This window comes from Rhizobium rhizogenes NBRC 13257 (assembly GCF_000696095.1).
GTDB classification, from domain to species: Bacteria; Pseudomonadota; Alphaproteobacteria; order Rhizobiales; family Rhizobiaceae; genus Rhizobium; species Rhizobium rhizogenes.
This window is the reverse complement of record NZ_BAYX01000003.1, coordinates 56960-76461: the sequence shown is the minus strand read 5'-3', so window position 1 is coordinate 76461 and position 19502 is coordinate 56960. Positions and strand designations below refer to the sequence as shown.

Genomic DNA, 19502 nt, shown 5'->3' with positions numbered 1-19502 from the left:
GATGGCCGCCGCCCACCCTCCCTTTCCCGATATCAACTCCCTCTGGCAGGAGACAGCCGTAGACCGTCCGGTCTTCGGCACGCTGTCGGGCGATCATCGCTATGACGTAGCCATTATCGGCGGCGGTTATACGGGCCTGAGCACGGCCCGTTACCTCGCCCGCCGAGGCCTGTCATCCGTGGTGCTGGAAGCAAACCGTATCGGCTGGGGCGCAAGCGGGCGCAATGGCGGCGTCGTCTCCGGAAAGTTCCGGCTCGCCTTTTCCGAGATCGCCGGCCGGTTCGGTATCGAGACCGCCCGACGCATGCACGATCTCGGTATCGAAGCCATCGAGCATGTCGGCGAGCTGGTCGAGGATTACGGCATCGCGTCCGCCAGCTACCGGACGGCGGGCTCGCTGCGCTGCGCCCACAATGCGGTCTCGCTTGAGGCTCTCAAGACGGAAGTGAATTGGCTGCAGCAGGCGCTCGGCGACAACGCCTGCTCCATCCTTTCACCGGGGGATATGGAAAGGGAAACCGGCTCGCGGGATTTCACCGGCGGCATGCTCAACACCCATGGCGGTGTCATTCACCCCCTCAATTTCGTGTTCGGCATTGCCGCCGGGCTGAAGGCCGCCGGTATCCACATCTTCGAGAATGCCCCGGTCACCGGCCTCAGGCGCGAGAGCTCCGGCGTGTGTCTGGAAACGCCTCACGGCACCATCACCGCCGGACAGGCCGTGATCGCCACCAACTCCTATTCCGACCTGACACGCGCGACGGCGGCAGTCCGCAAAGCGATCATCCCCTTCCGCTCGGCCATGATCGCCACGGAACCGCTGTCCGGCAAAGCCGGGGGCGCTCTCTTGGCCAATGGCCGCAGCTACACCGAGACCCGGCGGATGATGCGCTGGTTTCGCAAGGCGGGTGATCGGCTGCTCTATGGCGGCCGCGGCGCCTTCGGCAAGACGGATTCTGAAAGCGCCTTCGCCGCGCTGCACAAAGCGATGGTGCGACAGTTCCCGGAACTTTCCGACGCCGCCGTTACCCATCGGTGGTCCGGTCTCGTCGCCATGACCATGGATAGCATTCCGCATGTGGGACGGCTGGACGAACGCGTCGTCTATGCGGTCGGTTACAACGGCACCGGCGTGGCGCTTGCCTCCAGCATGGGCAAACACGTCGCCGCGATCATCGCAGGCGAGAGCCCCGACCTCGGACTTCTGACTTCCGAACGGTTGAAACCCGTTCCCTTCTATCCCATCCGGGAACCCGCCGTCCGGCTCGTCGCCGGCTGGTACCAGTTCCTGGATGCAATCGGGCGATAAGACCCAGCATTTCACGCATCAAAAAAAGCGGGGTTTGAAATCCTGCCAAAAGAGGAGAACGGACATGATACTGAAATTTTCCACTCTCGTGCTTTCCGCGTCAGCCATCGCCCTCTCGGCCGGCCTTGCTTCGGCTGAACAGATCACCTTCGTATCCCAGGGCGGCGCCTATCAGGACGCCCAGACCAAGGCGATCCTCGACCCGGTCGCCAAATTGCTTGGAATCACCGTCAACCAGGATAGCGCGCCAGACGCCTGGCCGGTCATCAAGACCCAGACGTCAACGGGCAAGCCGATCTGGGATGTCGTCGATACGCCGACGCAGGATTGCGTCCGTGGCGGCCAGCAGGGCATGATCGAGACCCTCGATTTCTCCAAGATCCCCAATGCCGAAAAAATGCCCGCGGAATACAAGAGCCCCTATTCCGTGGCCTATGAGTTCTATTCGAGCGTGCTCGCCTACAACAAGGACAAGTTCGGAACAAACCCGCCGAAGAGCTGGGCGGATTTCTGGGACGTCAAGAAGTTTCCGGGCACGCGCGCACTGCGCAACCATCCGCTTGCCACGCTGGAAGCAGCCCTTCTTGCCGACGGCGTTCCCGCCGACAAGCTCTATCCGCTGGACGTCGATCGCGCCTTCAAGAAGCTCGAGGAAATCAAGCCTTACGTTACCGTCTGGTGGACGTCGGGCGCTCAGTCGGCACAGCTGCTTGCCGACGGCGAGGTCGATATGGAAATGGCCTGGAACGGTCGCGTGACCGCCGTTGCCAAGGAAGGAGCCCCAATCAGCTACACATTCAACCAGGGCTTCCTGCAATACACATCGCTTTGCATTCTGAAAGGTGCGCCCAATCTCGACACCGCCGTGAAATTCGTCAACGCGGCGATGACGCCGGAGATCCAGGCGAACTTCCCGACTTATATCGATTACGGCCCCGGCAATCCGGAGGCCTACAAGACCGGCAAGATTTCCCCGGAGCGCGCGGCTGAAATGCCAAGCTCGCCGGAGAACGCCGCCAAGCAGGTTCTGGTGTCGGACAAGTGGTGGAGTTCGCCGGCCGGCGAGGAAGCACAGAAGCGCTGGGCATCCTTTATCCAGAAGTAATCACCCAGCCGATGGAGGGTCATTCATGACCGTGTCGACAAGCAATCCTTCGGAGCGTCATGACCGGCGCGAGCAGAGGCTGATGTTGATGCTTCTTGCCCCTGCCCTGCTCGTGGTCGTGTCGTTGCTGATCGTGCCGCTGCTCTGGCTTGCCTGGCAGTCGATCTGGCAGAACGGCGGTTTCACGCTCGTCAACTACGAACGGTTCCTGACCGATTCCGTCTACTGGATGACCTTCCTCCAAACCTTCCGCATCGCGTTCGTGGTGACGCTCGCGACGCTTCTGCTCGGCTATCCCGTCGCCTATGTGGCGGCGGGCCTGCCGCAGCGATGGAGCGTGCTCATTCTCGCAATGGTGCTGCTGCCCTTCTGGACCAGCGTGCTCGTGCGCGCCTATGCCTGGCTCATCCTGTTGCAGAGAACCGGCATCGTCAATTCGGCGCTGAAGAGTGCCGGGCTGATCGACAGCCCGCTGCTGCTCGTCAACAACGAGTTCGGCACGGTTCTGGCAACCATTCATATCCTGCTGCCCTTCATGGTGCTGCCGCTCTATGCGACCATGAAGAAGATCCCGCCCGAGCTGACGATGGCGGGAGCCAGCCTCGGCGGATCGCCGGCGCATGTGTTTGCGCGGGTCTTCCTGCCCCTGTCCCTGCCCGGCATGATCGCCGGCATGGTTCTGGTCTTCGTGCTGACGCTCGGTTTCTACATCACGCCGGAACTTCTGGGCGGCGGCCGCACCTACATGGTCTCCATGCTCGTCTCCCGTAACATCGAGGTCTACAATGAATGGGGTGCGGCATCGTCGATCAGCGTGGTGCTGATGGCCTGTGTCTTCCTCATCTTCCGCCTGGCGAGCCTGATCATCCCGTTTGAACGCATCATGGGAACGAGGTGACGCATGCGTATGCCCAAAATCCTGCTTTATGCCGTCGTCGCCCTTATCCTCGCCTGGCTGATCATCCCGATCCTCATCATCGTGCCCATGTCGTTTTCCGGCGCCCGGTTCCTGTCGTTCCCGCCTCCATCATGGTCTCTGCGCTGGTATGAGGCCTATCTCAGCAGTGCCGCATGGATGCAGGCGACCCGCGTCAGCCTTATCGTCTCGGTTTCGAGCGCCATCCTGGCGACGATCTTCGGCACGGCCGCCGCCTATGCGCTCGATATGACCTCGTCCCGGCTGGTGCGCAGCCTGCAGATGCTGCTGCTCCTGCCGCTGATCGTGCCGATCGTCATCACCGCCGTCGGGGTCTTTCTCGTCTACGCCCAGATCGGCCTGCTTGCCACCATGACGGGCCTGATCCTCGCCAATGTCATGCTCGGCCTGCCTTATGTCATCACCTCGGTTCTGGTCGGCCTTCGAAAATTCGACCATACGCAGGAGATGGTGTCGCGCAGCCTCGGCATGAACCGGTTGCGCACCTTCTTCGTCATCACCCTGCCGCAGATCCGGCCGAGCGTGATTTCCGGCATGCTGTTCGCCTTCATTTCCGCGATGGACGAGACCGTCGTTTCGCTGTTCATTTCCGGCGGCCAGTACCAGACGCTGACAAAGCGCATGTTCACCGCGCTGCGCGACGAAATCGATCCGACGATCGCATCGATCAGCTCGCTGCTGACGGCGATTTCCTTCATCTTGGTGATGCTGGTGGCGATCAATGCGCGCAACACGGATCGTCGCCAGGGGAAGGCCGCATGATTGCCGATCACCTGATCCTCGGTGGCGGATCGGCCGGATGCGTTCTGGCAGCGCGGCTGTCGGAAGATCCGAAGCGGATGGTGGTTCTTGTCGAAGCCGGACGCAACATTGCCGCCGGCGACATCCCCGATGACGTGCGCAGCCGTTATCCCGGCCGCGCCTATCTCGACACCAGCAACATATGGTCCTCGCTCACCGCGTTGATGGGCTCTTCCCGATCAAACAGCGTCCCCCGTTCATCCCGCCGCTACGAGCAGGCGAAGATTCTCGGCGGCGGCTCCGCCATCAACGCGCTGATGGCCAATCGCGGCGCACCGTCCGACTACGCCGAATGGGAGGAATTGGGTGCGACCGGATGGGGATGGGAGAGCTGCCTGCCCTATTTCCGCAGAATAGAGGCCGACCGGGATTTCGGCGGCCCCCTGCATGGAGCGAACGGACCACTGTCGATCCGGCGGATCACGGACGAAAAAATATCGCCCTTCGTCGATCGCGTGATGAAGACGCTGGAGACACGGGGACATCCGATCCGGCCCGACCAGAATGGCCCTTGGGAGAACGGCACGTTCCGGGGCGCCGTCGCCGTCAGCGATGCCGGCGAACGCCTGCCGACCTCGATTGCCTATCTCACACCCGATGTTCGCCGGCGCCCGAACCTCACGATCATCACCGACAGCACCGCGACGCGTATTCTCTTCGAGGGCACGCGGGCGATTGGCGCCACGCTTACGGGCACCCACTCCCAGACGATCAGGGCGCACGAGATCATCGTGGCTTCGGGTGCGATCCACTCCCCGGCGCTGCTGCTGCGTTCCGGCATCGGTCCCGGCACGGATCTCGTAGCGCTCGGCATTCCCGTCATCTCATCGCGCGCGGGCATCGGCCGCAACCTGATGGAACATCCGTCCATCGCGGTCGCCGCCTATCTGCCGCCACGAATGCGGGTGAGCGACCGCACGGAACACCACGAGCAATCGATCTGGCGTTTTTCCTCTGGCCTTCCCGATACACCACAGGGCGATATGCATGCCGCCATCCTGTCACGCTCCGGCTGGCATTCGGTCGGCCTGCGGATGGGCAGTCTGTTCTTCTGGGTCAACAAGTCCTACTCGCGCGGCGTCCTGAAGCTTGGGTCCGCCGATCCGCTGGCCGAACCCGAGGTCGATTTCCGGATGCTGACGGACGAACGCGACCTTGAACGACTGAAACTGGCGTTGCGCATGGGCGCGCAGGTGCTGCTCGATCCGCATATGAACGGTTATCGGGGCACGGTGTTTCCCTCCAGCTATTCCCCGCGCGTCGCCAAAGTCGCCGTTCCCGGCGCATGGAATGCGATCCAGCGCGGCGCATTGTCGGCGATGCTCGACCTCGCGGGTCCCTTGCGCGCCGCTCTCATCCATTCCGTCGTCACCCTCGGCACCACCATGGAAGAGCTGCTCACCGACGATGCGATGCTGACCGAATTCGTCCGCCGGCACGTCGGCGGCACCTGGCATCCCTCCGGCACCTGCCGCATGGGATCGCCGGATGATCCCATGGCCGTTACCTCCGCTACAGGCCGGGTTTACGGCGTCGAGGGACTGCGGGTCTGCGATGCCTCGCTGATGCCGTCGATCCCCTGCGCCAACACCAACATACCCACCATCATGATCGCCGAACGGATTGCGGATTTCATCCGGGGCGGTCAATAGGCACGATGTCAATGCCGCTTAAGCCCAGGTTGGTGAGCAGTCCTCGGCAGCGTGGTCGCCACATCGAGGAACAAGCGGAAATAGACGCCCTTTTTATCTGATGCTCAAGAGTTGTAATTCGTCGCCTTGCAAGGGTTCGAAGGTCAGACCTCGTCATTCCGTTGAGGTAACAAAAACCGCAAAAGGTGCTCTTGAAGGGATATGAACCGACGACCTTCTCATCTCAACGGTCGGTGTTCACAGCCCGTGCATCCAACGCAGCATCAGCATAAAGCCCTACCCCATGGGCTGCCCGGTCCAGATCCTCGCGAAAATCGGGGTGGGCCAGCCCGATCAGCGCCCTTGCTCGCTCGGCCACGGACTTGCCCTTGAGGTTCGCCCATCCATACTCAGTCACGACGATATGCGTATCGTTGCGTGATGTCGTCACCGGTCCCGTCAGCGCCGGAACAATGCGCGAGAGCGTGCCTTTCGCCGCGGTGGAATGACAGGCGATGATCGATCGCCCGCCGCGCGAGGCATAGGCGCCACGCACGAAATCAACCTGGCCGCCGGATGCGCTGAATTGCCTTCCGTTTACGAACTCCGAATTGCACGCGCCGTTCAGATCGATCTGCAGCGTCGCATTGACCGACACCACCCGGTCATTCTGGGCAATGACGAAGGGATTGTTCACATAATCGACCGGGTAGGCTTCGACGTCCGGATTGTTGTTCAGGAAGTCGTAGAGCGCCTGATCTCCCAGTGCAAAGGTGAAGATGGACCGCCCGACATGTGTCTGCTTGCGGCTGTTGTCGACCACACCTGCCTTGATCAGCCTGGCGAGCCCCGGCGTCATCATCTCCGTATGGATGCCAAGATGGCGATGACGAGTAAGCCCCGAGCACACCGCATCGGGTAAGGCACCGATACCCATTTGCAGACAATCGCCATCTTCCACCAGGCCCGCGATGATCGCACCGATGGCATCATCCACTTCATTGCGCGGGGCGGCTGGCAAGATCGGCAGGCCGGCATCATTTTCGACCAACGCCGTCACGCTTGATACGGGGATCATGCAATCGCCCCGCACATAGGGCATGTTGGGATTGACCTCGAGGATAACCCGGATCCCGGGCTTCCGCGATACCGTGAGCGCGTAGTCGGTACTGGCCCCAAGGCTGAAATTACCGTCCGCGTCCATCGGCGAAACGGTCGCAATCAACGTGTCCACGCCGACATGCTCGATCATCGAGCGCGGCACCTGGCTGAAATGGCACGGCACCAGGTCGACGGCGGGCAACGCTTCCGCCGATCGCCTCTTGTCGAGCGCGCGCTCCACGCCGCCATGAAAATAGCTCATCGGGACGATCACATCGCGCAGCTCGAAATCGAACACGCTGGTGCCGGCGACGCCTGTGCAAAGGAGATAATGGAGCCGCACATTCTTAACGGCTCCCGCGCGGGCTCGTTCGGCAAACGCCGCAAGGATGGCGGGTGGCTGACCGGCGGCCAGCGGCATGGCGACCTTCGCGCCGGACGGGATCATGGCGACCGCCCTCTCTGCGGATGTCAGCCGCTCGCGATACAGCGCCTGATGGATCATGGTCATTGGGCCCTCCTCCCAGTGCAGTCTTCAGAACAAATCAGCATCCATTTCCATGATCACATCATCACCGTCCCGTGTTTTGCAAGGCGGGACGCGCAATGACGTGGCCTTCAAGCGAGACTTCGCAAAGCAATGCGGCCCGATCGACTAACGTCGATCCTAGCATCTGTTCGGCCACTTCCGATAGCGAGAGTGAATCTGCGATTTGCGTTGCGGGCCACACGGAGCCATGTCGCCCAGAAGCTCCGCGTCATTGCGCCATCAGCGGACCAATCATTTCCATTTTCTTCTATTTATCCCGTTCGAGGCAGTGACCATGTATTGCGGACGCAACCAAGAAGGACACGTCCAAACATGAGCAACCTCTTCACACCCGTCCGGATCGGACGGTACGAACTTCCCAATCGCTTCGTCATGGCGCCAATGACGCGCTCCCGTGCCAATGACGACGACGGCGTGCTCACGGATATCGTGGCGACCTATTACAGCCAGCGGGCAGATGCCGGGCTGATCATCAGCGAAGGCGTATACCCAGCTGCAACGGGCAAGGGCTATGTCCGCACGCCCGGTATCGAGACCGACACCCAGGTTGCCGCCTGGAAGCGCGTGACGGATGCAGTCCATGCGCGCGGCGCCCGCATCTTCATGCAGATCATGCATTGCGGCCGCATCTCTCACCCCTCGCTGCTTCCGGGGAACGCACAGCCCGTCGCACCCTCGGCCATCAAGCCGGCCGGTCAGACGTGGACGGCCACCGGCCAGCAGGACTTCGTCACGCCGCACGCGCTGAGCCTCGCCGAAATCGCCGATGTCATCGCCGGGTATCGCGCGGCCACCCGCCGGGCGCTCGAAGCCGGTTTCGATGGCGTGGAACTGCATGGCGCTTCGGGATATCTGCCGGAACAGTTTCTCTCCTCAGGCAGCAACAAGCGCGAGGATCAATATGGCGGCTCGATCGAGAACCGCGCCCGTTTCATCCTCGACGTGTTGAAGGCGATGGTCGAAGAGGCCGGTAGCGATCGGGTCGGCATCAAAATCTCGCCGGAGATGAACTACAACGACGTTTCCGACGCCACCCCGCAGGAGACATACACCTATCTCGTCCGGCAGTTGAACACGTTCAATCTCGCCTATCTGCATGTTGCGCTGTTCGGAACGACAGTCGATTATCATTCGGCTCTGAAGCCGCTTTTCAATGGCGCCTATCTGATGGGCAGCGGGCTCGACCAGGCCAAGGCCGAGGCAGCACTGGACAAGGGACAAGCCGATGCGACCGTGTTCGGCAGCACATTTCTTGCCAACCCGGACCTGCCCGCCCGTTTCCTCAAGGGCGCGGCACTCAACGCGCCGGACAGGGACACGTTTTTCTCGGCCGGCGAGAAGGGTTATATCGATTATCCCACGCTGGACACGGCTGGCGCCGCCTGACGGGGAAACGGCGAGATCAACAGACGATGACGCACTGTGAAGCGCGTCATCGCACTGCGAGCGCCGGCCAGCGGATATTGCCGACAGGCAGCGCCGGATCCCAGCGATGCACCCCGACGAGCTGGAAGCTCGCCGCATCGGACAGACCCAGATATGTCAGGATGAGACCGACGATCGACAGCCACATTTCTGTGCCCTGCAGGCCGGGGGCCTCGCTCCGCGCAAAGGCAAAACCCTGCCCAGGCGTATAGTGCCGGAGCGCCGCGCTCAGGAAATGCCGCATCACCTCCGCAACTTCCTCCGCGCGATAGTCCGTCTGCCGGGCGCAGAGCATCAGCGGGTGAACGACGTCGAGGACATTGCAGGCATCGAAACGGGCGCGCTCGAACCGGCCGTTGCGGCGCAGATGGGCCAGCACGGCATCGATCGTCCGTTCGGGATAGGGCAATGGAATGCCAAATTGCGCGTAGGTTCCGCGCGTCAGCCGGTAGAAGCCGTTTACGGGCTGCAGCCAGTCGTCGCCGACCGGACCGCCCCAGAGGCCGGTCACCGGGTCCGCGCGGGTGGTCAGCCAGCCCATCAGGGTCGCCAGCTCTCCCGGATCGCCGAAATTGCGAGTGTTGAGGTAGTAAGCCGTGCCGAGCGCATCGACCCAGGCGCCCGAAGACCAGCCCCTGCCGACCCAGGGAAGACCGTCCAATGCGCGCTGCAGCGTGCCGGGATCAAGGCGGGACGCCCAGGCGATCGGATGACGGAAGGCAGCACCGAGGCATTCCAGGGCATAGCCGACACAAAGGATATTGTAGAGATTGTCGCCACCGGGATCGGCCGGCGGATTGTCGCGAACAGCCTGGACCCTATCTGCATTGAAGCAGAGCCCCGTCGCCGGATCCTGGAGTGCCGCAAGCCGGTCGGTCCACTCCTCCTTGGCGAAGGGATCCGGAACCGCGCCGAACATTGCCGCGATCTGGATCGCATCGCAATCGGCGCGAAACGGTGCGTTCCCGTTGTTGCGCGGATCCAGATACCACGACGCGCGATCGGGTGTAGGCGCGGCATGGGCGGCGAGAATCCCGGACCACTCCTTTCCGATCCGATCGCTGAAGACCTTTATTTCAGCCACAAGAGGGTCCGGAGGTGACGAAGAACGCGGCCGGCGGCGATCACGGATCAATCGCGCGGGATTGCCACCGACGAGCGCATAGTCGGGCACGTCGCGCGTCACGACCGCCCCGGCGGCAATGATGCAATGGTTGCCGATCCGGATCCCATCGGTCACCACCGCATTGGCGCCGATCCAGACATCGTCGCCAATCTCGATGCCCTTGAAGGAAACGCCCTGCAAGGCGATCGGCTTCTCCGGATCGTCCGCGATGTGGTCAAAGCCGGCCAGCACCGCGCCGGCAGCAACGCGGACCCAGGATCCCATCCGGACATGACCGATCACTGACGCATTCAAATTGAACGAGCAATGATCACCCGCGATGAGCTGGCCATGGATCCGCACCCCCGCAGCGACAATGCAGCGGTCGCCGAGCATCAGGCTGTCGGGGAAGATGTGCGCCCTGGGCGACAGGAAACAGGCCTCGCCGATCCGCAGCGGCAGGCGCTGTGCCAGTTCGGCAATGAAAGCTTCCTGCTCGCTTCGCTGCCCTGCCGTCGCATGATGTTCGAACAGCCAGGGATGGGCATCGAACTCCGCCGTGAGATGCTCTCTCGCCTCTAGGGTGTTGGCAGCGGCCTGCATGGGATCTTTCCTCAAATTGCGGCGGGCACTCAGAGAATGGAATGCGCGTCTTTCATCAGAGTAGCAGCGCTGTCGCTGATGGAGGCACTGTTGAAGGCCACCGCATCGGCCGCCCGTTTCATCAGCTGGCCGAATTGCTGCGACCCTTTCGGAGGTGGCGGAGGATAGGGGCCAACCTTATCCGCGATGGCATCGATATACTCCACCGTGGCCCGCTCGACCGGTCGTAGCGTCGGCAGGATCGATGCGCGCAGCGCTGGGCTCATCGGCACACCCCGCTCCACGCCGAGGATCTTGGCCGCTTCGGGATCGCTGACGAAGAAATTGACGAAGCGCGCGGCCGCCTCGGGATTTGGGGACTGCGCGTAGATCGACCAGCTGCTCGCCGGCCGATAGAACTGCCCGGGTTTTGCCCCGGCGCCTCCATTCGGAAACATCGTCATTGCCAGCTGTACCGGCGTTGTCGCCTGCATGCCGACGATCTGGTTGGAAAAGGCGAAGCTCGTCGCCGCCTTGCCCTGGATCAGCGGCATGAGGTTGATCGTCGAATCCGGGCTGAGCGCTGCGACGTCGGCCGGCACGCAGCCGCCGCGCTGGCGCAACTTGTCCCAGTAGGCAAACCATTCGGCCACATCGTCCTTGCCGAAGCCCAGAGCCTGATCGGCGGTAAACAGGTCGCGGCCGCGCTGGCGCAGCCAGACCTGGAAGGCGTAGCTGTAGCCGCTGGCGTCGCAAGAGCCCCAGTACCGGCGACGATTGAGCGCCTTGGTCAGCTCGACCATGCGATCCGCATAATCATCCCAGCTGGTTTGGGCATCCGGCGGCGTCACGCCGGCGGTCGCAAAGGCATCCTTGTCGTACATCATGGCGAAGGAGTTGAGGGCCTGGGGGATGCCCCAGACCTTGCCGTCGACCGCGCAGAGATCCAGCATGGCGCGACTGATCCCAGCGGCATCAATCGGATTGGGCATGAGACCGTCGAGGGCAAGCACACAGTCGCGCTTGACGAAATCGGCGAAGCTGTTGGGCTCGAGCTGGAAAACATCCGGCGCACTGCGCCCGACGACCTGCGTGGCGAGTTTCGTGAAATATTCCGAGTTGCTGACCTCGCCCGCAAGCTCAACGCCGTTGACGCGCTGTTGATAGAGCTTCAGCACCTCCTGCGTTCTGCGGGTACGCTCATTGCCACCCCACCAGGCAAGACGCAGCCGCGTCGTCTCAGCGTATGCCGCACCGAAGAACGTCATCGCGCCGGCCAAACCCAAGGCCCCCATCAGCACGGATCTGCGGGTCGTTTCAACAGACATGGATTTCCTCCCTCCAAGCCGTTTGGATTTGGTTCGATCGTCAGGGCGATGATATCGCTCTCGATAAGTAACCAAATTGTGCGTTATAAGGAGGAAGAATACGCCTGCTGTCAAGACCCGCTGCTGCGAAGAATACGAAGCAGCGATCAGCAAAGAGACGATTGATGCAACCGCATGTTTGGCTTTTCGAAGAGATCGTCATGCATTTTAACAAATCGCTGTCGAATTCGGTCTCATTAATGGTTTTTTCAGCCAGGCATGGTCCTCTAACGGTACAGCGCCAACGGCGACGAGCAGGACGCTCCCTCTCTGTAATCAATCCCCCCGATCTCGAAGCAGACCATCGCTGAGGCGTGCGACGACCCTTATCGCCGAGCGATCGCCTGAACTTCATCACGCGCGAGCCAAGTTATGTCATTCCTGCAGAACGCCAAGATCAGAACAAAGGTTCTGTCCATTATTATCCCGATCTGCCTGATTGGGATAGCGGGCGTCCTCGTTGTTTCAAGCCAATACAAAAACACCGTCTCGACCTATTCCGATTTCATCTCGAAAGACGAAACGGCCGCAGTAGAGATATCGCGCTCAAGTCAGCGGATGACAGCGCTCAGCTACAATACCTATCAAGTCCTGGTCTACAGCTCAAAAGACCCGAAAATAGAAAAAATTACCAAGGACTATGACGACAACAAGAAGGTTCTCTTCGAACGCCTCGCGAACGCTAAGCGTCTCATGCCCGCCGAGGCAAAAACAATAGACACGTTCAAGGCTCAGGCCGACACTATCATTGCATTGACGGATCAGGCCGTGAGGGCTGGTATGGTTGATGACAATGATACGGCCACTCGCCTGTTGAAGCAGGCGGATCCCCTTATCGAGACGCAGATGCTGACAGTTCGCAGCTGGCTCGACGCCTTGAACAAGAACTTAGCCGCCGAAAGCAACAGACTTAGCGAGCAAACGGATCATACCATCACCTATACCTTGATTGCGCTCGGGATCATCTTTGCCGCGGCAATCCTGATTGCCCTCCTGATCTCTGCCCGTGGCATCACGACACCGATCGAGCGACTGCGCGCCCGCATGGCGTCGCTGGCCAAGGGCGAGACCGAGGAAGCCGTGTCCGGTATCGAGCGTCAGGATGAGGTCGGTCATATGGCCGCAGCCGTGTCGGTCTTCCGCGACAATGCAATCGAGCGCATCCGCCTGGAGCAAGAAGCCGATGCCGGCCGCAATCTCTCGGAAAAGGAAAGGCTCGAACGTGAGGCGCAGAAGACCAAAGATGCGGCCGACACCCAGTTTGCCGTCGATGGATTGGCCGCGGGCCTTGCCGAGCTTTCAAACGGCAACGTGACCTATCGCATCGACAAACCCTTCGTTGCCCATCTCGATCAGCTCCGTGCCAACTTCAATTCCTCGATGGCGAAGCTCCAGGATACGCTGCGCGCCGTCGGCGACAATGCCCAGGCCATCGAGGCCGGCGCGAACGAGATCCGCTCGGCATCCGACGATCTTTCCAAGCGGACCGAACAGCAGGCTGCTTCAATCGAGGAAACCGCCGCGGCACTGGAAGAGATCACAACCACCGTCAAGGACTCCACCCGGCGGGCAGAGGAAGCAGGTTCGCTGGTCGGCCGCGCCCGCATCGGCGCGCAAAAATCGGGCGACGTCATGCGCGAGGCGGTTGCCGCGATGGAGGCAATCTCGAAGTCGTCGAGCGAAATCAGCAACATCATCGGCGTCATCGATGACATTGCATTCCAGACGAACCTCCTGGCGCTGAATGCAGGCGTCGAGGCGGCCCGTGCCGGCGACGCGGGCAAGGGCTTTGCGGTCGTTGCCCAGGAAGTCCGTGAACTGGCGCAGCGCTCCGCCAAGGCGGCCAAGGAGATCAAGGCACTGATATCAACATCCGGCCAGCAGGTTCACAGCGGTGTCGACCTCGTCACGAAAACCGGAGATTCGCTGCAACAGATCGTCAAGGAGGTCGAGGAGATCGACCATAATGTGCGGGCGATCGTCGAAGCGGCTCGCGAACAGGCAACCGGCCTGCAGGAGATCAATACGGCAGTCAACACCATCGATCAGGGAACGCAGCAAAATGCCGCCATGGTCGAGCAGTCTACCGCGGCCAGCCACAGCCTCGCCAAGGAAGTGGCTTCCCTGAACAATCTGCTCGGCCAGTTCACCCTCCAAGGCGATCGAAGCTATCAGCGGCCGGCTGCGGCCACCCAGCAGTCAGCCCCGGCGGCCTCGCCGGCCCGATCGCTCCGTGCCAAGCTTGCCGGTGCCTTCGGGGGGTCGGGCAGCGCTGCGGCAACAGCCGGTGCGTGGGAAGAATTCTGACCGGTACGCGACGGTCAAGGCGCAAACATTTGCGTGAATTCAATATGACAATTGGAGCGGCCGATCATCACGATCGGCCGTTCTCATGGGGTTCTACCGCTGTGATCCGAAACGGCTAGGATCCCGGAACGGTGCAAATACGCGAGCGTGTCAGGAAGCGCACCTCGCGGCCATTGTCGAGCGAGAACATGCCGCCCCGGCCGGGCACGACGTCGATGATCAGTTCCGTGTGTTTCCACGCTTCGTATTGCGGCCCGCTGATATAGACCGGCGCACCGCCGATTTCCCCTAGCTGCACATCATGATCTCCGACGATGAAATCGTTCTGCGGATAGCACATCGGCGAGGAGCCATCGCAACAGCCGCCCGACTGATGAAACAGGATCGGCCCGTATTCCGACTGTAAAGTCTTGATGAGATCGAGGGCGGCCGGGGTGGCGCTGACCTGATCGTTCATGATGCTTCCTCCCAGTGACGTGCCGGAGGCGGAGCCCGTTGCTCCGCCTCCGGCGAGTTGCGCTCGGACAGGCGTCTCGGGCTCAGAAGAAGCCGAGCTTCTTCGGACTGTAGCTGACGAGCATGTTCTTCGTCTGCTGATAATGCTCCAGCATCTTCAGGTGGTTTTCGCGACCGATACCGGACTGCTTGTAGCCGCCGAAGGCGGCATGCGCCGGATAGGCATGATAGCAATTGGTCCAGACGCGCCCGGCCTGGATGGCGCGGCCGAAGCGATAGCAGGTGTTGACATCGCGGCTCCAGATACCAGCGCCGAGACCGTAAAGCGTATCATTGGCGATCGAAAGCGCCTCGTCATTGTCCTTGAAGGTGGTGACGGAGACGACAGGCCCGAAGATTTCCTCTTGGAATATCCGCATGCGGTTGTGGCCCTTGAAGACCGTCGGTTTGACGTAATAGCCCGCGGCCAGATCGCCCTGCAGGACATTGCGTTCACCGCCGATCAGCACCTCGGCGCCTTCCTGCTTGCCGATGTCGAGATAGGAGAGGATCTTCTCCAACTGCTCGCTGGACGCCTGCGCGCCGATCATCGTCGCCGGATCAAGCGGATCGCCCTGGACGATGGCCTCGACACGCTTCAAAGCCTTTTCCATGAACCTGTCGTAGATGGACTCATGGATCAGGGCACGGCTCGGGCATGTGCAGACTTCACCCTGGTTGAGAGCGAACATGACGAAGCCTTCGATCGCCTTGTCGAGGAAATCGTCGTCTTCTTCGGCGACATCCTTGAAGAAGATGTTCGGCGATTTGCCGCCCAGTTCCAGCGTGATCGGAATAAGGTTCTGGCTGGCATATTGCATGATCAACCGGCCCGTCGTCGTCTCGCCGGTAAAGGCGATCTTGGCGATGCGCGGGCTGGATGCCAGAGGCTTGCCGGCCTCGAGACCGAAGCCGTTGACGATGTTGAGGACGCCGGGCGGCAGAATATCGGCGATCAGCTCGGCGAAGACCAGAATGGATGCCGGGGTCTGTTCGGCCGGCTTGATCACCACGCAATTGCCGGCGGCTAGCGCGGGCGCAAGCTTCCAGATCGCCATCAGCAGCGGGAAGTTCCACGGAATGATCTGGCCGACGACTCCGAGCGGCTCATGGAAATGATAGGCGACCGTATCATGGTCGACTTCGGAAATGCTGCCTTCCTGCGCCCGGATGACGCCGGCGAAATAGCGCAGATGATCGACGGCGAGTGGAAGGTCGGCTGCCATCGTTTCGCGGATCGGCTTGCCGTTGTCCCAGGTCTCGGCCTGTGCCAAGAGCGCCAGATTGTCTTCCACCACCTGGGCTATTCTGTTGAGCAGCAGGCTGCGCTCGGCCACGCTGGTACGGCCCCAGGCATCCTTGGCGGCATGGGCCGCATCGAGAGCGGCTTCAATGTCCTGCGCATCGGAGCGGGCAATCTCGCACAACACCTGGCCGTTGACCGGCGAGGTGTTTTCGAAATAGCGCCCGGATTTCGGTTCGACGAATTTGCCGCCGATGAAATTGCCGTAGCGCTTCTTGAAGTTCGGCCTGACGGTTCGGTGAAATTCTACCTTGTTCATTGGTTTTCCTCCCTGGCGAGGTCTTCGGGATGCAAGGATTCGCATCGGCGAAGACCGCACACTTGTGACAATGCCGCCTCCGCGGCACCGGCATCACAATGGCGCCGCGTCTGCGGCTCTGTCTTCCCAGGGAATGAAACAAGGTCAGTGAGATGTCGCAGTTTTGCGACAGGTCGCACTGCGATATCGCTGCGGCACCGGCTTAAGCGCGACCGGCGCTCAGTCGAAGCCGAGCTTCTTCAATTTTCGGTGCAGGGTGGCGCGGCTGATGCCCATGATCATCGCAGCGGCGGAAATATTGCCGGAGGTGCGAGCGAGAGCGCGTTGAATGACACTTCGCTCAGCCGTCGCGTAGTCCTGCCGCGCAGTCTTGCGCTGGCCAAGGAGGGCGGCTGCCGGCAGCGGCCTGCTGAGCGCTTCGTCGGTCAGGCCGAGAAGATGCCGGGCCGAGCGGGACGCACCGATGACGAGATCGTCGTCATCGACGGCAAGCAGGGCGTTCGCGGCGCGCTCCTGTAGGGGGTCGACACCGCTCTGCGCCAGCACGATCCGCGCCTTCGGAAAGGCAAGGCGGAAGTTTTCAGCCTCGACATGTCGGGCGGCTTCGCCGACGGCAAGCGCAATCAGCTTGACGAAATCCTCCGTCAGGTCGGACCGGGCCGAAGAGACGTCGATTGCCGCCATCAACCGACCACGATGATCGAAGATCGGCGCGACCGTGCAGGACAGCGCCGTGTTGCGGCTGAAGAAATGCTGGTCGCGATGGATGGTCAATGCCCGCTGTTCGGCAAGCGCCGTGCCGATGCCGTTGGTGCCGGCGCGCTCCTCGCTCCAGACCGCACCGGTCCAAAGGCCCATCTTGCAAAAGACCGCGTCATCGGCGACCGATCCGCGCCGGTCGACCGGCACGCCATCCTTGTCTGCCAGAAGCACGCAGCATCCGGCGCCGCCGACCGCCGAATAGAGGCGATCGAGGCTTGTCTGCGCCGTCTGCACAAGCGATCCCAGGCGCTCGCGCACCTGCCTGAACTCGGCTTCCGTCAAAACATCCGGCGACGCCCCGTCTTCGGGGTCGAGTCCATAGAGGCGCATGGAACGGCTCCAGGACGCAACGACAGCCGATTGCGCCGCCGCACTTCCCACCAGGGCGGATTGAACCTGCGAGGCATGCAATTCGCGGTCCGACATTCCCACGGTCTCCTCCCAAAGCCCAAGCGGTCGTCAGTTGCGGGAGAGGGTAGCGTTGCTACGTCTGCCGTCAAGCTAAGTTTAAGCGCAGTCGCATAAACCGGCATGTGGCTGGATCAGGCGGTATCGAGGGCGAATGGTGTTTTGAGAATGAGCTCCAATGCCGTTGGACGGGAAGACATGCGTAAGCTTTGTGAACAAAATTTAATGTGCTGTTAAGATTTATTTAAACGCCTTAACCTAAAAATCAGGCTTATAGGAAACCCCTCTTTCCCCTCCTCAATCCTCTGAATTTTCATAGAAATGTCGATCCTTCACACGTTCAGTATAAAGAGCGGTCGTCTCGTGGAATTGACATTCAGTTCCGGGGCACGCAGGCGCAATATTGTGGCATCGGGCCGCAAGAACAGGCAGGCAAAGTCTCGTATCCTGACTTTGGCTGGCGTGCTCACGATGGCTTATCTCGCCATATGCGGAAAGCTCGTCTACTTCGACTCTCAGCCGGCGGTCGATGCGGCGAATATCCCGTCTGGTCCCGTGATCGCGTGGCGCCCCGACATTGTTGACCGCAACGGCGAGCTTCTGGCGACCGATATACGGACGGTGTCGATGTTTGCCGAGCCGTTTCATATCGTCGATGTCGACGAGGCGGTGGAGAAGCTTTCGACACTATTCCCTGACCTCGATAAAAAGACGCTGTATCAAAAGCTTTCAGACAAGCGATCGCACTTCGCGTGGCTGCGGCGCCAGCTGACCCCGAAACAGCAGAACGAGGTTCTGGGGCTTGGAATTCCAGCAATCGGTTTCCGTCCGGAGGTAAAGCGCTTTTATCCCGGTGGCCGTACCGCCGCCCATATCCTCGGCTATGTCGACATCGACAACCATGGTGTCGCTGGCATCGAGAAGTATCTCGATGGGCAGGGGCTTTCAGATCTCACCTCCGCCGGCATGACGAGCCGCGACAGCCTGCAGCCTGTCCATCTGTCGATCGATCTTCGTGTCCAGAACATCGTACACGACGTCGTGTCGGATGCGATCGGCCAATATCAGGCTCAGTCGGCCGGTGCGGTCATCCTCGATATCCATACCGGCGAGGTGCTGGCCATGGCATCGGCTCCTGATTTCGATCCGAATGACCCGCAGGCGGACATCAAGGGCTGGCTAAATCGCATGTCCGATGGCACCGACGAAATGGGCTCGGTGTTCAAGACGTTCTCAATCGCGATGGCCATCGACACCGGCACGGTCAAGCTGACCGACACATTCGATGCCAGTGCACCCCTGCACTACGGCGGCTTCACCATCCACGACGACCGTGACGTTCCGCGTCGTTGGCTGACCGTACCCGAAATCTTCCGCTACTCGTCCAACATCGGCACCGCAAAGATCATGGACAAGGTCGGGATGGACGTCCAGAAGACCTATCTGACCCGCTTCGGCTTGCTCTCGAGGATGCAGACGGAGCTACCCGAGGTGAAAGCTCCGAGCCAGCCGAAAGTGTGGAAGAAGATCAACTCGATCACCATCGCCTTCGGCCATGGCGTCGCCACCACGCCGATGCAGACGGCAGTTGCTGGAGCCGCCCTCATCGACGGTGGTGAGTTGATCGAGCCCACCTTCCTGCCACGGACACGGGAAGAAGCTGAGAAGACCGAAAAGATGGTCGTTAAAAAGAGCACCAGCGACGTCATCAGATATCTGTTCAAGCTGAACGGCGAACAGGGCACCGGCAAGACTGCCGATGTCCCCGGCTTCCACGTCGGCGGGAAGACGGGCACGGCGAACAAGGTGATCAATGGCGTCTATTCACACAAGCTGAGCTTCAATTCCTTCCTCGCCGCTTTTCCGATGGAAAACCCTAGATATGTGGTGCTGTCCTTCATCGATCAGCCGCTGACCGGCCTGCACAATCTCAACCTCGCCGCCGAAACGGCTGCACCCATGGTTCACGACATCGTCAGCCGCGCTGCGCCACTGCTCGGTGTCGAGCCGAATTTCGGACAGAATCTGCTGACAGCTTATTGAACTGCAAAGCCA

General features: G+C 61.1%; 14 protein-coding genes. 8 read left to right on the top strand and 6 right to left on the bottom strand.

Features of this window, described 5'->3' with window-relative positions; genetic code table 11:
- Position 1: 1 nt before the first annotated feature.
- The 5 genes from RRH01S_RS07260 (at position 2) to RRH01S_RS07240 (ending at position 5804) form a co-directional block, all read left to right on the top strand.
- Positions 2 to 1309 carry an NAD(P)/FAD-dependent oxidoreductase gene (locus RRH01S_RS07260; RefSeq protein WP_042470675.1) on the top strand — a complete coding sequence of 436 codons (1308 nt, stop codon included), beginning with the start codon at positions 2 to 4 and terminating at the stop codon, positions 1307 to 1309.
- 64 nt (positions 1310 to 1373) lie between these two features.
- Positions 1374 to 2414, top strand: a complete 1041-nt coding sequence (locus RRH01S_RS07255; protein WP_034522593.1) for an ABC transporter substrate-binding protein — start codon at positions 1374 to 1376, stop codon at positions 2412 to 2414.
- 25 nt (positions 2415 to 2439) lie between these two features.
- Positions 2440 to 3312: an ABC transporter permease gene (locus RRH01S_RS07250; RefSeq protein WP_042470672.1), complete on the top strand. Its 873-nt coding sequence runs from the start codon at positions 2440 to 2442 to the stop codon at positions 3310 to 3312.
- Positions 3313 to 3315: 3 nt separating this feature from the next.
- Entirely contained in the window at positions 3316 to 4113 is a 798-nt protein-coding gene (locus RRH01S_RS07245; protein WP_042470669.1) for an ABC transporter permease, read from the top strand.
- Complete coding sequence (locus tag RRH01S_RS07240; protein WP_042470668.1) at positions 4110 to 5804, top strand: GMC family oxidoreductase; 1695 nt, start codon at positions 4110 to 4112, stop codon at positions 5802 to 5804. The genes RRH01S_RS07245 and RRH01S_RS07240 overlap by 4 nt, the downstream gene beginning before the upstream one ends.
- Before the next feature lie 223 nt (positions 5805 to 6027).
- On the opposite strand, the gene RRH01S_RS07235 is transcribed toward RRH01S_RS07240, so the two are convergent.
- Positions 6028 to 7395, bottom strand: a complete 1368-nt coding sequence (locus tag RRH01S_RS07235) for an acetyl-CoA hydrolase/transferase family protein (protein ID WP_042470665.1) — start codon at positions 7393 to 7395, stop codon at positions 6028 to 6030.
- A 351-nt stretch (positions 7396 to 7746) separates the two neighbouring features.
- On the opposite strand from RRH01S_RS07235, the gene RRH01S_RS07230 reads away from it, so the two are divergent.
- Positions 7747 to 8820, top strand: coding sequence for an alkene reductase (locus RRH01S_RS07230; RefSeq protein ID WP_007688788.1), 1074 nt, complete (start codon positions 7747 to 7749; stop codon positions 8818 to 8820).
- Positions 8821 to 8866: 46 nt separating this feature from the next.
- Here the strand turns inward: RRH01S_RS07230 and RRH01S_RS07225 are convergent, their stop codons facing one another.
- Together RRH01S_RS07225 and RRH01S_RS07220 are read right to left on the bottom strand one after the other, a co-directional pair.
- Positions 8867 to 10567 (bottom strand): acyltransferase, encoded by a 1701-nt coding sequence (locus RRH01S_RS07225; RefSeq protein WP_042470664.1) that lies wholly within the window; start codon positions 10565 to 10567, stop codon positions 8867 to 8869.
- Positions 10568 to 10596: 29 nt separating this feature from the next.
- Positions 10597 to 11874 carry an ABC transporter substrate-binding protein gene (locus RRH01S_RS07220; protein WP_042470662.1) on the bottom strand — a complete coding sequence of 426 codons (1278 nt, stop codon included), beginning with the start codon at positions 11872 to 11874 and terminating at the stop codon, positions 10597 to 10599.
- A 411-nt stretch (positions 11875 to 12285) separates the two neighbouring features.
- Between RRH01S_RS07220 and RRH01S_RS07215 the strand changes: the two genes are divergently transcribed.
- Positions 12286 to 14220, top strand: a complete 1935-nt coding sequence (locus RRH01S_RS07215; protein ID WP_042470660.1) for a methyl-accepting chemotaxis protein — start codon at positions 12286 to 12288, stop codon at positions 14218 to 14220.
- A gap of 115 nt (positions 14221 to 14335) precedes the next feature.
- Here RRH01S_RS07215 and RRH01S_RS07210 read toward each other — a convergent pair whose 3' ends face one another.
- The 3 genes from RRH01S_RS07210 to RRH01S_RS07200 form a co-directional block, all read right to left on the bottom strand.
- A complete protein-coding gene (locus tag RRH01S_RS07210) occupies positions 14336 to 14677 on the bottom strand; it encodes a DUF779 domain-containing protein (RefSeq protein ID WP_042470658.1) in 342 nt (113 codons plus the stop codon).
- 82 nt (positions 14678 to 14759) lie between these two features.
- Positions 14760 to 16277, bottom strand: a complete 1518-nt coding sequence (adh, locus tag RRH01S_RS07205) for an aldehyde dehydrogenase (protein WP_034515839.1) — start codon at positions 16275 to 16277, stop codon at positions 14760 to 14762.
- A gap of 219 nt (positions 16278 to 16496) precedes the next feature.
- Complete coding sequence (locus RRH01S_RS07200) at positions 16497 to 17465, bottom strand: GAF domain-containing protein (protein WP_042470655.1); 969 nt, start codon at positions 17463 to 17465, stop codon at positions 16497 to 16499.
- A gap of 303 nt (positions 17466 to 17768) precedes the next feature.
- Here RRH01S_RS07200 and RRH01S_RS07195 point away from each other — a divergent pair, with 303 nt between their 5' ends.
- Positions 17769 to 19490, top strand: a complete 1722-nt coding sequence (locus RRH01S_RS07195) for a peptidoglycan D,D-transpeptidase FtsI family protein (RefSeq protein ID WP_042470653.1) — start codon at positions 17769 to 17771, stop codon at positions 19488 to 19490.
- Positions 19491 to 19502: the final 12 nt, after the last annotated feature.

What these genes read in the sequence shown, in the direction of transcription:
- RRH01S_RS07260 (WP_042470675.1), top strand. Translation starts at nt 2, where the DNA reads ATGGCCGCCGCCCACCCTCCCTTTCCCGATATCAACTCCCTCTGGCAG.
- RRH01S_RS07255 (WP_034522593.1), top strand. Translation starts at nt 1,374, where the DNA reads ATGATACTGAAATTTTCCACTCTCGTGCTTTCCGCGTCAGCCATCGCC.
- RRH01S_RS07250 (WP_042470672.1), top strand. Translation starts at nt 2,440, where the DNA reads ATGACCGTGTCGACAAGCAATCCTTCGGAGCGTCATGACCGGCGCGAG.
- RRH01S_RS07245 (WP_042470669.1), top strand. Translation starts at nt 3,316, where the DNA reads ATGCGTATGCCCAAAATCCTGCTTTATGCCGTCGTCGCCCTTATCCTC.
- RRH01S_RS07240 (WP_042470668.1), top strand. Translation starts at nt 4,110, where the DNA reads ATGATTGCCGATCACCTGATCCTCGGTGGCGGATCGGCCGGATGCGTT.
- RRH01S_RS07235 (WP_042470665.1), bottom strand. Translation starts at nt 7,395, where the DNA reads ATGACCATGATCCATCAGGCGCTGTATCGCGAGCGGCTGACATCCGCA.
- RRH01S_RS07230 (WP_007688788.1), top strand. Translation starts at nt 7,747, where the DNA reads ATGAGCAACCTCTTCACACCCGTCCGGATCGGACGGTACGAACTTCCC.
- RRH01S_RS07225 (WP_042470664.1), bottom strand. Translation starts at nt 10,567, where the DNA reads ATGCAGGCCGCTGCCAACACCCTAGAGGCGAGAGAGCATCTCACGGCG.
- RRH01S_RS07220 (WP_042470662.1), bottom strand. Translation starts at nt 11,874, where the DNA reads ATGTCTGTTGAAACGACCCGCAGATCCGTGCTGATGGGGGCCTTGGGT.
- RRH01S_RS07215 (WP_042470660.1), top strand. Translation starts at nt 12,286, where the DNA reads ATGTCATTCCTGCAGAACGCCAAGATCAGAACAAAGGTTCTGTCCATT.
- RRH01S_RS07210 (WP_042470658.1), bottom strand. Translation starts at nt 14,677, where the DNA reads ATGAACGATCAGGTCAGCGCCACCCCGGCCGCCCTCGATCTCATCAAG.
- adh (WP_034515839.1), bottom strand. Translation starts at nt 16,277, where the DNA reads ATGAACAAGGTAGAATTTCACCGAACCGTCAGGCCGAACTTCAAGAAG.
- RRH01S_RS07200 (WP_042470655.1), bottom strand. Translation starts at nt 17,465, where the DNA reads ATGTCGGACCGCGAATTGCATGCCTCGCAGGTTCAATCCGCCCTGGTG.
- RRH01S_RS07195 (WP_042470653.1), top strand. Translation starts at nt 17,769, where the DNA reads ATGTCGATCCTTCACACGTTCAGTATAAAGAGCGGTCGTCTCGTGGAA.